General features: G+C 48.1%; 14 protein-coding genes. 10 read left to right on the forward strand and 4 right to left on the reverse strand.

What is annotated here, in order from left to right:
- Positions 1 to 14 precede the first annotated feature (14 nt).
- The gene (gene ppx, locus M3202_RS02090; RefSeq protein ID WP_251221708.1) at positions 15 to 1,574 is read right to left on the reverse strand and encodes an exopolyphosphatase; all 1,560 of its coding nucleotides are present in this window, start codon (positions 1,572 to 1,574) and stop codon (positions 15 to 17) included.
- A gap of 210 nt (positions 1,575 to 1,784) precedes the next feature.
- Here ppx and M3202_RS02095 point away from each other — a divergent pair, with 210 nt between their 5' ends.
- The 4 genes from M3202_RS02095 (at position 1,785) to M3202_RS02110 (ending at position 4,134) form a co-directional block, all read left to right on the forward strand.
- Positions 1,785 to 2,546: a metal ABC transporter ATP-binding protein gene (locus M3202_RS02095; protein ID WP_251221709.1), complete on the forward strand. Its 762-nt coding sequence runs from the start codon at positions 1,785 to 1,787 to the stop codon at positions 2,544 to 2,546.
- A 3-nt stretch (positions 2,547 to 2,549) separates the two neighbouring features.
- The gene (locus tag M3202_RS02100) at positions 2,550 to 3,407 is read left to right on the forward strand and encodes a metal ABC transporter permease (RefSeq protein ID WP_251221710.1); all 858 of its coding nucleotides are present in this window, start codon (positions 2,550 to 2,552) and stop codon (positions 3,405 to 3,407) included.
- 12 nt (positions 3,408 to 3,419) lie between these two features.
- Positions 3,420 to 3,836 carry a Fur family transcriptional regulator gene (locus M3202_RS02105; protein WP_251221711.1) on the forward strand — a complete coding sequence of 139 codons (417 nt, stop codon included), beginning with the start codon at positions 3,420 to 3,422 and terminating at the stop codon, positions 3,834 to 3,836.
- 73 nt (positions 3,837 to 3,909) lie between these two features.
- Entirely contained in the window at positions 3,910 to 4,134 is a 225-nt protein-coding gene (locus tag M3202_RS02110; protein ID WP_349775597.1) for a DUF1540 domain-containing protein, read from the forward strand.
- A 160-nt stretch (positions 4,135 to 4,294) separates the two neighbouring features.
- Here M3202_RS02110 and M3202_RS02115 read toward each other — a convergent pair whose 3' ends face one another.
- Positions 4,295 to 4,867, reverse strand: coding sequence for a hypothetical protein (locus tag M3202_RS02115; RefSeq protein ID WP_251221712.1), 573 nt, complete (start codon positions 4,865 to 4,867; stop codon positions 4,295 to 4,297).
- A gap of 249 nt (positions 4,868 to 5,116) precedes the next feature.
- Here M3202_RS02115 and M3202_RS02120 point away from each other — a divergent pair, with 249 nt between their 5' ends.
- A complete protein-coding gene (locus M3202_RS02120; RefSeq protein WP_251221713.1) occupies positions 5,117 to 5,623 on the forward strand; it encodes a DUF4190 domain-containing protein in 507 nt (168 codons plus the stop codon).
- A 73-nt stretch (positions 5,624 to 5,696) separates the two neighbouring features.
- On the opposite strand, the gene ispG is transcribed toward M3202_RS02120, so the two are convergent.
- Both ispG and M3202_RS02130 read right to left on the reverse strand, forming a co-directional pair.
- Complete coding sequence (ispG, locus tag M3202_RS02125) at positions 5,697 to 6,806, reverse strand: flavodoxin-dependent (E)-4-hydroxy-3-methylbut-2-enyl-diphosphate synthase (RefSeq protein ID WP_251221714.1); 1,110 nt, start codon at positions 6,804 to 6,806, stop codon at positions 5,697 to 5,699.
- Positions 6,807 to 6,914: 108 nt separating this feature from the next.
- A complete protein-coding gene (locus tag M3202_RS02130; RefSeq protein WP_251221715.1) occupies positions 6,915 to 7,274 on the reverse strand; it encodes a hypothetical protein in 360 nt (119 codons plus the stop codon).
- Between the two features lie 136 nt (positions 7,275 to 7,410).
- Between M3202_RS02130 and M3202_RS02135 the strand changes: the two genes are divergently transcribed.
- From M3202_RS02135 to M3202_RS02155, 5 genes are all read left to right on the forward strand, one after another.
- The gene (locus M3202_RS02135; RefSeq protein ID WP_251221716.1) at positions 7,411 to 8,634 is read left to right on the forward strand and encodes an MFS transporter; all 1,224 of its coding nucleotides are present in this window, start codon (positions 7,411 to 7,413) and stop codon (positions 8,632 to 8,634) included.
- A 135-nt stretch (positions 8,635 to 8,769) separates the two neighbouring features.
- Positions 8,770 to 9,645, forward strand: coding sequence for a DUF1002 domain-containing protein (locus M3202_RS02140; RefSeq protein ID WP_251221717.1), 876 nt, complete (start codon positions 8,770 to 8,772; stop codon positions 9,643 to 9,645).
- 124 nt (positions 9,646 to 9,769) lie between these two features.
- Positions 9,770 to 10,417, forward strand: a complete 648-nt coding sequence (locus tag M3202_RS02145; protein ID WP_251221718.1) for an NfeD family protein — start codon at positions 9,770 to 9,772, stop codon at positions 10,415 to 10,417.
- A gap of 365 nt (positions 10,418 to 10,782) precedes the next feature.
- Positions 10,783 to 11,775, forward strand: coding sequence for a FecCD family ABC transporter permease (locus M3202_RS02150; RefSeq protein WP_251221719.1), 993 nt, complete (start codon positions 10,783 to 10,785; stop codon positions 11,773 to 11,775).
- A gap of 3 nt (positions 11,776 to 11,778) precedes the next feature.
- Complete coding sequence (locus tag M3202_RS02155; RefSeq protein ID WP_251221720.1) at positions 11,779 to 12,813, forward strand: FecCD family ABC transporter permease; 1,035 nt, start codon at positions 11,779 to 11,781, stop codon at positions 12,811 to 12,813.
- The last annotated feature ends 14 nt before the right edge of the window (positions 12,814 to 12,827 follow it).

Here is a 12,827-nt window from a genome sequence, read left to right on the forward strand (position 1 = left end):
TTGTAAATTTTATGTTAAGATTCGGCTTTCAATGCATCACTAGAGAGATACGTTAACGTTAATGGTCGGCGAATTGCTTTTTCGAGATGTTTTTTATGTTTCTGCGCTTGAAGCTGTTCAAAATGGGCATCCTCCTGGTAGAAGAGGGGAAGGGCCAGCTGCCCGTCTTCATCGGCGCGCCGGCCGACTTCGACAATCGTTTTTCTTCTTGTACGATCGAGGCAAAAAGCGAGCTTCATAATCGCTCCTAAAAACTCATACAGCTTCAGCCGCTTTTTATCGAGCAGATTTTTGAACGGCTTGGCGTATTTCAACAGCTGCGACTTTGATTTGAAGGACGAAATAAAGGCAATCGCCAGCCGCTCCTGATGGGACAGACCTTCAATTGTCATATTTGTTAATAAGTAAAACGTATTTTGACTGCTTGCTTCGCTGTTGATAAATTCTCCAATATACAGCACGCGCGCGCTTTGACGCAGGAGCTGCAGCGCTTCGTTGCGCTGGTGACTCACCTGACATTGATCCGCAAGCTCGGCGTACAGCCTTGTTGCCAAATAAGAAATATGGTTGGCATGGTCAAGATTAACCTCATAGCTATGGGACAATTGATAAAAGCTTTCCTCGGCGACGTTCGGAAAACAGGCCGTATCCATCGTCCGCAGCAGTTCTTCATAAAAGATTCCGTCACGCAGCCCTTTCCGGCTCATGACAAATGTTTTTGCCTGAACGAGCTCGACGAGCGAAGCAATGACTTCAGCCGCCGGGACGATAATATCAGCGCGGTCTTTCGAGAGGCCATCGATCGTCAGCCTTTCCTGATACGAAAGGGTAGCGAGTGCGTCCGTTAGTTGGCGCAGTTCCTTCGTCGGCAGCTCATATTGGTGCAGGCCGGCTAGCGGGTACTCTTTTTGCCGTTGATGGATCAACGATAAGTTCCGGGCGCTGCCGCCAATCCCGATCACTGGATAGTCGGGGTATTCGTGCAGCCAGGAGAGGCTGGAAAGCTGGGAGCGGATATACGCCTTGATCGTTTGCAGCTCTTCTTCCGTCGCTTCACAGCCGGAAATGAACTGCTGCTTTAACGTGATCGCCCCGAACGGGAAGCTGTGATAGTGGCGCAGTTCACGGTCTTGAAACAAGGTGATTTCTGTACTTCCGCCGCCGATGTCAATCGTGATGCCGTCGGTAATGTTTGTGGAGTTGACGACGGCTAAGTAGCCGTAAAAGGCTTCCTCATATTCTGACAGAATGCGGATTTCGAAGCCGAGCCGTTCGTAGACAAGCTCGGTGATTTCTTTCCGGTTGGTCGCTTTTCTCATGGCGGCCGTCGCGACTGCCGTGACTTTCTGGACCTGGTGAAAGAGCAGAACTTCCTTGAAGCGGGTTAAGGTTTCAAGCAGAATCCTGGTTCCTTCCGTCGTAAATGCTCCTTTTTCATCCATATGGGCACTTAGACGGGCAACGGTTTTGTAGTTATGTAATTCCTTATAGCAGCCGTTATGATCGATTTGGTTAATTACGAGCCGAATCGAGTTCGAGCCGATATCAATAACGGCAAAATCATTTTCAATCACACCATTTCATCTCCTAACTGAGATCACGTTACAAAGAGCAATGTGTTCCATTAATAAAAGAGGTAACTTCTTCTCTCATTATAACAAAAACAGCAATTCATGTGCGGCTGACTGGACAGAACGAGAAATTCGATTATAATGAGAAAAGATATTCGTTTAAATCGTAATGATTCTTATGAGAATCAGAATGGAAATAAAGAGGGTGGTACTATGGAGGAAGTCGTAGCGATTCACGATGTTTCCTTTCATTATGGAAATCGGAATGTGCTGGAAAACATTTCGTTAACGGTTGAGAAAGGGGCTTTTTTAGGCCTTGTCGGACCGAATGGATCGGGAAAGTCGACGCTGATCAAACTGATGCTTGGTTTGCTTGAGCCGCAACAAGGTGAACTGCGCCTGTTTGGCAAGCGTGTCGATAAATTTAAGCATTGGGATAAGATCGGCTTTGTCTCACAAAAAGCGAACAGCTTCAATTCCGGTTTTCCGGCAACCGTTTATGAGGTTGTTTCGATGGGGTTATATGGAAAGGTCGGCTTGTTTCGTTTTTTGAATAAGCATCATAAGGAAAAAGTGTACGAAGCCGTCGAGCAGGTCGGCATGACAGAGTACCTTCATCAAAATATTGGCGAGCTTTCAGGCGGGCAGCAGCAGCGTGTGTTTATCGCGCGTGCTTTGGTGAGCGATCCGGAGCTGCTTATTTTAGACGAGCCCACTGTCGGTGTCGATGTGTCGAATGTCCGCCAGTTTTACGGGTTGCTTGAGGAATTAAACAGGGCTAGAGGCATGACGCTGATTATGGTTACCCATGATATTGGCGCGATGACTGATCATGTGACGGATGTAGCCTGCTTGAACAAGCATTTGCATTTTCACGGGAATACAGCTGAATTCACTGCAAACCAGGATTTGTCCTCCTTTTACGGCCATGATGTCCATCTGCTCTCCCATAATCATAGTCATGGAGGTCATTAACAAATGCTTGATGCGTTTTTACGATATGAATTTCTTCAGAATGCGCTATTTACAGGAATGATGATCGGCCTTCTTGCGCCGATGCTCGGTGTTTTTCTAATGGTCAGACGGCTGGCTCTGATCGCTGATGCATTGTCGCATATTACGCTTTCGGGCATCGCCGCAAGCCTTTTGCTCGGCAAGCATGTTGCTTTTTTTCAAGGGATGAATCCATTGTATATGGGGATGGTCTTTTCAGTCGGCGGTTCTCTCTTGATTGAGCAGCTGCGGAGCGTGTACAAGTACTACAAGGAAATCGCGATCCCGATTATTTTGTCGGCGGGTATCGGACTTGGCGTCGTGTTCATTTCTCTGGCCGACGGCTTTAATAATGATTTATTCAATTATTTATTTGGCAGCGTGATTGCTGTCAGCCGTTCAGACCTTTGGACGATCAGTGTTATTACAGTTATCGTTCTGATTGTGCTACTATTGTTTTATAAAGAGCTGTTCTTTCTGTCATTCGATGAGGAGCAGGCGGTGGTCGCCGGCTTGAACCGAAGACTGATTCATTTTATTTTTATTGTGATGGTCGCGCTTGTGATCGCGGCTTCGATGAGAATTGTCGGCATCTTACTTGTTTCGTCATTAATTACGTTACCTGTGGCCGCGGCGATGCGCCTCGCGAAAGGGTTTAAGCAAATGTTTATCTATTCGGTCATTTTTGGCGAGATCGCAGTCATTGGTGGTCTGATTTCGGCTTTTCAGCTGGACGTTGCTCCCGGAGGAATGATCGTCATGATCGCGGTGATCATTCTGCTGGTGACCATTTATGCGCAAAAGGCCTGGAGAAAGCTCAGCAGCCATTTGTACAGCTCGTAGGGAGGTTTGGACATGAAGAATGTGAATGAAGCAATGGAACGATTGAAGGAAAAAGGATACAAGCATACAGGGAAGCGCGAGGATATGCTGAAGCTGTTTGCTGATGAGAAGCGGTATTTATCGGCAAAAGAAGTGCTGGAGTCGATGCAGGGAGATTACCCGGGGATGAGCTTTGATACGATTTATCGCAATTTATCGCTGTTTACAGAAATGGAAATTCTCGAAGCGACTGAACTCGAAGGGGAGAAACGGTTCCGGTTCAGCTGTTCGACCGACGAGCATCATCATCATTTAATCTGCCTCGATTGTGGTGCGACGAAGCATATTCACAATTGTCCGATGGATATGCTAAAGGCGACATTTCCTGATTTCGAGGTGACGGGCCATAAGTTTGAAATCTATGGAAGATGTGAACAGTGTCAAGAATAGCTTCTTAAAATCCCAAGTGTTGGCTCGGGTAGGCGGTGGCGAATTCATCCATCCTAACAGTAGGAGGGGATGAATGATGGCAAAACCACTTGTGAAATGTAATGTGGCAAACTGTACCTTTTGGGGAGAAGGAAACAAATGTCAAGCCGAAGCGATCCTTGTTGAGATTGACGCCAATTCAACGGCTGATTTCAACATGGAGGCGGGAGCTGAACCTTACGGCGAGGCGGAATACCATCATGAAGCAACACAGAAAAAAGAAACATGCTGCCATACCTTCCGGCCAAAGGATGAATAAGCTTGAGACAAAACTAGCTTTTAACCTATTGGCAATGGCTTTACACGCCACAAGCCCGTTGTGAGAAATCCACTCACAACGGGCTTTAAAAAGATCGTGGCGGTTTCGCTCATTGCTTAGAGGCTGGCAAAAGGTAAAAAAACAACCTTTTGTCCCAGCCTCATTCCGCAAGCCATTTGTCGACCCATGCTTTTGCTTCAAGCCAGTTTGTAGCGCGAATCACATTGCAAGGTACGGGCAGGCGATTATATGGTGTGTCCATCAGAATAACCGGAATTTTAAATTCTTCGGCAATCGCCACGGCGTTGTCATGCTTGTCCTCAAAAAAGATATCAAGCCGGTGGCTGCGAATCGCCTCGATTTTGTCGTGTTTTCCGACTAATTCAATATGGTCAAACGGCAACGACCTGCTCGTGAACCACTTTTTCGTAACGGAAGCCAAGTGTTCCCTTCTGGCCGTAATGTAAATCAGATCATGCTGCTCCGTCCATTCATGTAACGTCTGTTCGGCATATTCGGCCAGGCGCGCCTGTTCGTAAATGATACCTTCATGCTTCCCCATCCATTCCCAAAACTGCTGCTCACTTATCTCCAAAATATTGGTCAGGTCATATTCAACAATATCATCTAAAGTCAGTGATTTATTGAAATGCTTGTTTAAGTAAGGAATAAAAGTATCCGGAGCGGTAATCGTACCATCGATATCCAGTCCGATTCTTTTTTTTGTTGTCATTCAAATCACCTCAAAATTAAAACAAAACTTATCTTATTACCATACACGAAATTAGAATATCGGTCTAGTCAAGACATTGAAAAAAGTTCTTCCCGATAACGTGAGGCTGCTGCAAAAGGGAACGCCATCTTTTTTCAGCAGTCTGGTCAACGTCAGTTTTCCTGATGAAGAAATGATTGTCACCTATAATTCAAAGCGGAAGCGTCATACTAGTACTGTTCCCCGAAATAAAGAAAGTGAGGGATTCATATGGCAGATGAACAAAAACCAAAAGATGAACCCATCAGGTTATTGGATGAAGACGATCGTTCTTTGACGCTTGTCAATAACCACGTTGAGGGGCGAGATGATGATCGCAACCTCGGATTAAGAGGAGAAGCAGAAGCTGAGGGAATGCCGTCGAACCAGCCAACCGTTGATACACCTCCATCAAATTTCCAAGAGGAAAGCGCAGCAGAATATGCACCTGTTCAAGGAATGGCAGGAGTCCGCGGTCTTGGTGGAGCGCGCGATGCTGAAAGCGAAGAGACGGCGGAGATGAACGAAGATGACGTGACAGCAGGTCGCGGCGTCGGCACATTCGCCATCGTTCTTTCCATACTCTCACTGTTTTTCCTCCCGGTATTGCTTGGAGCAGCCGGGATCGTAGTTGGCTTTGTATCACGTCGTAACGGCGCCACTTCGCTCGGGAACTGGGCGATTGGGATCGGGGCCGTTTCGATTCTCATGACCGTCTTCTTCTCGCCGTTTTTTTAACGGGGAGGGCGGGGAACAAAAAAGGGCTGGGCAAAAGTTTACCTTTTGTCCAGCCCCTTCCTCTTTTAAAAAATCAAGCCTTTGACGCAAGCTCAGCCTGTTGCTTGGCGAAATATTCTTCGGCGATCTGGTCAATTTCTTTTTTGAGTTCTTCGACCATGATCTCTTCTGGAACTTTGCGGACAATTTCTCCTTTGCGGAACAGCAGTCCTTCACCGCGGGCGCCGGCAATGCCGATATCGGCTTCACGCGCTTCGCCTGGTCCGTTGACGGCACAGCCGAGGACGGCCACCTTGATCGGTGCTTTGATCTTGGCGATGTAATCCTCGACTTCATTGGCGATGCTGATCAAATCAATTTCAATCCGGCCGCATGTCGGGCAGGAAATAAGCGTCGCCGCATTGGCTGCCAGGCCGAAAGACTTCAGCAGCTCGCGCGCAACCTTTACTTCCTCAACCGGGTCGGCGCTCAAAGAAATCCGCAACGTGTTGCCGATGCCCATATTTAAAATGGCTCCAAGTCCAGCCGCACTTTTGATCGTTCCGGCGAACAGTGTGCCTGATTCGGTAATCCCGAGGTGAAGCGGATAATCAAAGGCACGAGATGCTTTGTCATAAGCTTCGATCGCCAAATTGACATCGGACGCCTTCATCGAAACGATAATATCGTGAAAGTCCAGCTCCTCAAGTATGCTGATATGATGGAGGGCGCTTTCGACCATCCCGTCAGCGGTCGGATAGCCATATTTTTCTAATATCCGCTTTTCAAGCGAGCCGGCATTAACACCGATCCGGATCGGAATGCCTTTTTCTTTCGCCGCTTTGACGACAGCCTCCACTTTATGACGCTTGCCGATATTCCCCGGGTTGATCCGGATTTTATCAGCGCCGCCTTCGATCGCTTTTAAAGCCAGCTTATAATCAAAATGGATATCAACAACAAGCGGAATCGAGATTTGCGCCTTAATATCCGCAATTGCTTCCGCGGCGCGCATATCGGGACATGCCACCCGCACGATTTGACATCCTGCCTCTTCTAATCGTTTTATTTCTGCAACGGTAGCTTCAACATCATGTGTTTTCGTTGTTGTCATACTTTGCACGACAACCTCATTGTTTCCCCCAATCGTCAAATTACCTACCTTAACCGGCCGGGTTTTTGTACGATGTGTTCGTTCGGTCATTGACCTCGCTCCTTTATATCGAAGAGACAGTCTCTTCTTCTAATCTCAGATTAGACAATCGTCTTCATTCTATCAATGACCTTTACGGTTTGGCAAGGATAAACTCACTTAATGCGAATGATAAAGCGGGAATCGGTAAACCTTGCCAATTTGCATATCCTCCGGCTCAAGTCCTTGATTCAGCTCTTTGAAATCATAGACAATTTCCTGGATCGAAGCCGGGATTGGACCTTCATGAAGATGTTCAACAATCGACAAAACGGTATGGCCCGGTTCAACGATGACCTCCTGATAAGGCGCTTGCGCTAAAGGAGGAGGCAAAGGTTGTTCGGCTTCTCGCTGGATCTGTGCCTCCTGCTCGGCTTCAGCCGCCTTCGTTAACCCATTGGGTAAAGTTCCAATCGAAAGATCATAATAAGTGCAGTATAAAATCATCAACACTATCGCGATCGTCACGAGTCGTTTCATTAGCTTGTCCTCCTTTTAGCGCCTGCCTGTAATGGAAGACGCCATCTGCCGTTTTACCGTTTCTACTATTATCCAGTATATGTGGACAAGGAATAATTATGACAACTTTGCTTGAACGTTGAGGAGGTTTTTTCGGATGAATGAGCGCCAGCCTGTCTATTTGATTGTTTTTATCGGGTTGCTCCCTTTTATTATGGTGATTGGGAATTCGATGTTTATTCCCCTTCTGCCGATGATGCAGACAGACTTAATGATTACCACGTTCCAGGGCGGGATGCTGCTGACAAGCTTTTCGATTCCGGCTGCTTTGTTTGTCCCTTTAGGCGGTGTTCTTTCCGACCGCTATGGCCGGAAGCAGGTCGCATTGACCGCACTTCCCTTTATTATGGGAGGAGCGCTGCTTGCGTCAGTGGCGACGAGCAGTGCGCTAACTTCCTTTGCTTTACTGCTTGTCGCCAGAGTGCTGCAAGGAATCGGAGCGGGAAGCATCACGCCGCTGGCAATGGCTCTCGTCAGTGACTTGTATCAGGGGCAGCAGCGCAACCAGGCGTTTGGGTTAATTGAAGTATTTAATGGCGCGGGGAAGGTCGTCAGCCCGATTATCGGGGCGTTGCTTTTGCTCTATTCATGGTCGCTCAGCTTCGTTGTGCTGTTCGCATTTGCCCTGCTGGCATTTGTCGGGATCGCCTTCTTTTTACCGGGTAAGAAAAATCAGGCCCGCGGCCAAGAGGCGATTTGGGTTAAATTTCGGCGTTTACGGTCTTTGTTCCAAAGGGAGTGGCGCTGGCTTCTGCCAATTTTTACGGCTGGTGCATTCGGGATGTTCATGCTGTTTGGTTTTTTGTTTTATTTGTCCTTTCGGTTAGAAGAACAGCAATGGGCATCGCCGATCTGGGCCGGGCTTTTTCTGGCGATCCCGCTGCTTGCTTTGACGCTGTCTTCCTATACGACCGGAAAGAAGCTGCACGGCAGGGAGGACAGCTATAAAAGAGGGATGCTGTCTGGCGCGGCCTTGATGATTCTCAGCATTTTCGGTATGATTTTTTCAACAGAGCTATCCGTTGTACTCGCCGGTCTTCTCCTATTTGGAGCGGGCTTTGGGATTGTTCTTCCTTCCGCCAATGCAGCGCTCGCTTCCATTGTCTCGGAGCAGGAAAGGGGGACGGTCTTTGCTTTTTATGCGATGCTGCGCTTTTTAGGGGTGGCTTTTGGCCCGGTGTTATATGCTCAATGGGTTGCCGATGTTGAGCAAATGATGTATACTTCATTTTTTTGTGTAACATTGGTCGGTCTTCTGTTCATGAGCAGCTGGTCTTGTTTGCCAATTGGGAAAAGCTGTCGCCCATTTCCTTTAAGCTGATCGGTAAATGAGACAAAAGGCCCTTTTCTTTTATTCAATAAATGTGTTTCCTTGTGTATAGAACACTCGTTACATAGAGTGTTGACAGAGCGCTTAGAGAAATCAAAGAAAGCTCGTCAAAAAAAGGAGTCGATTATGATGAAAAATGTAAAAAGAAGCTGGGTGCTTTTACTTGTTTTTAGTTTGTTCATGCCGATGCTTGTTTTCGCTGACGCAGCTCCAGGTGACGTGATCGTGACCCTTGGAGATTCTCTTTCCGCGGAACAGCGGCAGGCACTGCTAAATGAAATGGGAGCAACGGAGAATGATCCGATTGTATATGTGACAAATGAAGAAGAGCATCAATATTTAGGAGACTATATTAGTGCGAGTCAAATTGGGACACGCGCGCTTTCCTCCTCGAAAATTACGTTGCAGGAAAGTGGAGCGGGAATTAATGTAGAAACGCATAATATAAAATGGGTGTCGGAAGCGATGTATGCCAATGCGCTGATTACAGCCGGCGTGGAGGATGCCGATATTTATGTGACGGCGCCGGTCGAAGTATCGGGAACGGCGGCATTAACCGGTCTGATCAAGGCGTATGAAATTGCAACAGAGATTGAAATTCCTGAAGAACAGAAGCAAATCGCCAATGAAGAAATGGTGACGACTGCCGAACTGAGTGAGTCAATTGGTATAGAGCAGGCGACGGAATTAATGAACCGGGTCAAAGAAGAAATTGCGAACAACCCTGTGGAGACAGAGGATGATCTGCGTGAATTGATTCGTCGGATTGCAGAGGAGCTTGGCATTACGTTGACTGATGAAGAACTGAATGGACTTGTCTCATTGTTTATGCGAATGAAGGACTTAAACATTGACTGGAATCAGGTGCAGGAACAAATTACAAATGTGCGCGACAATCTTGGCGAATTTTTAAATCGGGAAGAGACGCAAGGCTTTATTCGCAGCTTCCTTGATTTTATTAACAGCCTGATTGATTCACTGCGCGGTGTTTTCAGTTCATAACCGGACCTGATTCGTGCACGCTGGCGCCGGCAAAACGGATAAAAGTGAATTTTATGCTTTTTTCCGTTTTGCTGAAACCAAGTGATGGGGGTTAGCCGTATGTATAGGAAAGGGGGACGGGGTTATGGAATGGTTAGATTCAGCTAGTATCGGATTTTTAGTTGTGTTTCTCGGAACGTTATTTTTAATTGGCGAACTGCTCGTACGGGCGAAGGGCCTTTTTGCACTATTAGGGATCGCGATTATGGCGATGTATTTCTCCTATCATTTGTCAGGGGAAGTCGGTTTTTGGGTTGTCATTCTTTATGTAGTAGGGCTTGCTTTGATTATCATTGATGGCAAGGTGATTACGGATGGTACCGTCGCTTTACTCGGAATTATCCTGATGATTATTGGCTTGGCCGTACCTGCACCAACGTTTCTTTACGGAGTGTTTGTCTCAATGGGCTTCCTCTTGGGAGGGTTTGGTTCCGCCCTTTTTCTGAAGGTGTTTCCATCGCGTAATTTGTGGGCGAAAATGACCTTGAAGGATCGTTTAACGGGAGATCTCGGCTATAACTCAATCAATGAGAGCTACACATCATTAGTCGGCAAGGAAGGCAAAACGTTAACGCCATTCCGCCCGACTGGCTCGATTGAGATTGACGGGGCCCAGTACAGCGCGACAAGCGGTGGTCAATGGATTGAAGCGGGCGCACCGATTGAAGTTGTTTCCGTTGACGGAACGCGGATTGTCGTTAAGAAGCGCGAAGAAAACAAGGAAAGCGAGTAATGTATGAGGGCTGGGCAGAAGGTTGTTTTTTTACCTTTTGCCCAGCCCTTAAGCATGAGCGGAATTGCTACAATCTGCGATCGCCAATAGCTCAAAGCTAGTTTTATCTCACCTTTTCATTCTTGTCGGGATTGCTCGGTCCAGTCCGAGGTATGGAAATTGACAGGCGTACATAGTTTTGTTAATATTGATAATCATTATCAGTGGTTGTTTGGATAATGAGCAATTTCCACTGGAAAAAGGAGGAGGTTTTGGCCTCTTGTTTGCTAGGGGGCAAAGGGGAAGCGGTCACGCAGCTTTTTTTTTCGATTTTTAGTGAGAATGATGATCATTATTAATGGGTTGGGAAGGAAGTAGACATCGTCATGGCTGGATCGAAGCGGTTGATTACAATAGTATGGTTTGTTGCGGCCCTGACTGGATTGGCGGCAACCCTTTTTATCAGCGTCTCCTATGGAGCTAAGGATGTCACACTGGAGACGGTGTGGGCTGCAGTCTTCCACTATGATGAACAATGGACGACCCACCAGGTCGTCCATGATATCCGCCTTCCGCGAGTACTTGGAGCGGCTGTTACGGGGATGGCCTTTGCCATTGCGGGAGCGATTATGCAAGGGATAACGCGTAATCCGATGGCGGACACCGGGATTTTGGGGGTGAACGCGGGAGCGGCCTTTGTTGTTGCGCTCAGCTTTGCATTTATCCCATCGGTCTCATACAGCACATTAATTGTACTTGCTTTTTTCGGAGCGGGGCTGACGACTATCTTTATTATGCTGCTCGGTTCCGTTCACTCGCCATTGAGGCTGACGATCGCCGGGGCCGTTGTGGCGGCGATTTTGCAGTCGTTGAGCACAGGAATCGCCATCTATTTTCAACTGAGTCAGGATCTGGCGTTTTGGTATGCGGGGGGAGTAGGCGGAATTGGCTGGGAGCATTTGCGGCTCCTCGCGCCGATCGTCTTCATCGTCGCGGTTTGGGCGGTCATGCTAGGGCGCCCGATCACCTTTTTGTCTCTTGGTGATGATTCGGCGGTAAGCTTGGGCGTTTCCCTTAATGCCGTCAGGCTGCAAGGGATGACGGCCGCCGTTCTATTGGCAGGCTCAGCGGTCGCAGTCGCCGGCTCGATCGGGTTTGTCGGTCTGGTTGCCCCCCATATTGCCCGCTGGCTTGTCGGGATCGATTACCGGAAGCGAATTTTGATGTCGGCCCTGCTTGGGGCGACTTTACTCGTCTGGGCTGATTTTGCTTCGAGGATGGTCAATCCGCCAAGGGAATTTGCGATCGGGGCGATGGTTGCTCTCGTCGGTGTTCCTTTCTTTCTTTACATCGCACGAAAGGAAAGGAGGGAGCTGTAGCAGATGAAGCTGGAGGAAATCATCAGGAGCAGGAGAAAACGTCTCCTTGGCGTTTCGCTTGTTTTTGTCTTGATTGTTCTGCTTATCATTCTCATTGGCTTACATACTGGCTCGATGCCGATTTCTCCACTAGGGGTTTGGAAAACGCTGTTCGGTTATGGCACCCCGTACGAGACGATGGCCCTGTACGAATTTCGGCTGCCGCGCATACTCGTTACGATGCTTGCAGGAGCAGGTCTTGGGGTGGCAGGGATGGTTTTTCAGGGCGTTTCGCGCAACTCGCTTGCCGACCCCGGCATCCTTGGTGTGAATACTGGAGCGGCGTTTGGCTTAATCGTCTACATTAGCTTTTTTTTAGAAATGAACGGACCGATGTCACTAATGATTCCACTGTTTGCCTTTGCCGGTGGCTTGCTTGTGGCCTTTATTGTTTTCCTGCTTTCCTATGATCGCTATCGCGGTCTTCTGCCAATCCGGCTAATTCTCGTCGGCATTGCGGTGGCGGCTGGATTCAGCGCTTTAACGCTGCTGCTGTCGCTCAGGCTCGATGACACGACCTATGCGTTTGCCGCACGCTGGCTGGCCGGTAATGTCTGGGGAAGAGAGTGGGTGCATGTTTGGGCGCTTTTGCCGTGGGTAGTGCTCTGCTTTCCGCTAATCTATATGCAATCGCGAAAGCTTGATTTATTCAGTCTCGGCGACGAGATCGCCACAGGGCTCGGCAATTCACCGACAAAAAACAGATTTCTGTTGCTGCTGCTCGCGGTCGCCTTGTCCTGCGCAAGCGTTTCAGTCGCCGGAGGGATTAGCTTTATCGGTCTGGCTGCTCCCCATATTGCGCGTCGCCTTGTCGGACCAAAGCATAGCGGCTCTTTGCTTATAACGGCATTGATCGGCATGGCGGTTCTCGTGATGGCCGATACAGCCGGCCGTTCGCTTTTTCGCCCTAATGAAATTCCTGCCGGTGTCATTGTCGCTGCTTTAGGTGGTCCTTATTTTCTTTATTTGCTGCTGCGAAAAAATAAATTTGAATCATGAAAGGATAATGAACC

The organism is Halalkalibacter oceani (assembly GCF_023715605.1).
GTDB classification, from domain to species: Bacteria; Bacillota; Bacilli; order Bacillales; family Bacillaceae_D; genus Halalkalibacter; species Halalkalibacter oceani.

Bases quoted from the DNA above. Each gene is read 5' to 3' on its own strand.
- M3202_RS02095 (WP_251221709.1), top strand. From the start codon at position 1,785: ATGGAGGAAGTCGTAGCGATTCACGATGTTTCCTTTCATTATGGAAAT.
- M3202_RS02100 (WP_251221710.1), top strand. From the start codon at position 2,550: ATGCTTGATGCGTTTTTACGATATGAATTTCTTCAGAATGCGCTATTT.
- M3202_RS02105 (WP_251221711.1), top strand. From the start codon at position 3,420: ATGAAGAATGTGAATGAAGCAATGGAACGATTGAAGGAAAAAGGATAC.
- M3202_RS02110 (WP_349775597.1), top strand. From the start codon at position 3,910: ATGATGGCAAAACCACTTGTGAAATGTAATGTGGCAAACTGTACCTTT.
- M3202_RS02115 (WP_251221712.1), bottom strand. From the start codon at position 4,867: ATGACAACAAAAAAAAGAATCGGACTGGATATCGATGGTACGATTACC.
- M3202_RS02120 (WP_251221713.1), top strand. From the start codon at position 5,117: ATGGCAGATGAACAAAAACCAAAAGATGAACCCATCAGGTTATTGGAT.
- ispG (WP_251221714.1), bottom strand. From the start codon at position 6,806: ATGACCGAACGAACACATCGTACAAAAACCCGGCCGGTTAAGGTAGGT.
- M3202_RS02130 (WP_251221715.1), bottom strand. From the start codon at position 7,274: ATGAAACGACTCGTGACGATCGCGATAGTGTTGATGATTTTATACTGC.
- M3202_RS02135 (WP_251221716.1), top strand. From the start codon at position 7,411: ATGAATGAGCGCCAGCCTGTCTATTTGATTGTTTTTATCGGGTTGCTC.
- M3202_RS02140 (WP_251221717.1), top strand. From the start codon at position 8,770: ATGATGAAAAATGTAAAAAGAAGCTGGGTGCTTTTACTTGTTTTTAGT.
- M3202_RS02145 (WP_251221718.1), top strand. From the start codon at position 9,770: ATGGAATGGTTAGATTCAGCTAGTATCGGATTTTTAGTTGTGTTTCTC.
- M3202_RS02150 (WP_251221719.1), top strand. From the start codon at position 10,783: ATGGCTGGATCGAAGCGGTTGATTACAATAGTATGGTTTGTTGCGGCC.
- M3202_RS02155 (WP_251221720.1), top strand. From the start codon at position 11,779: ATGAAGCTGGAGGAAATCATCAGGAGCAGGAGAAAACGTCTCCTTGGC.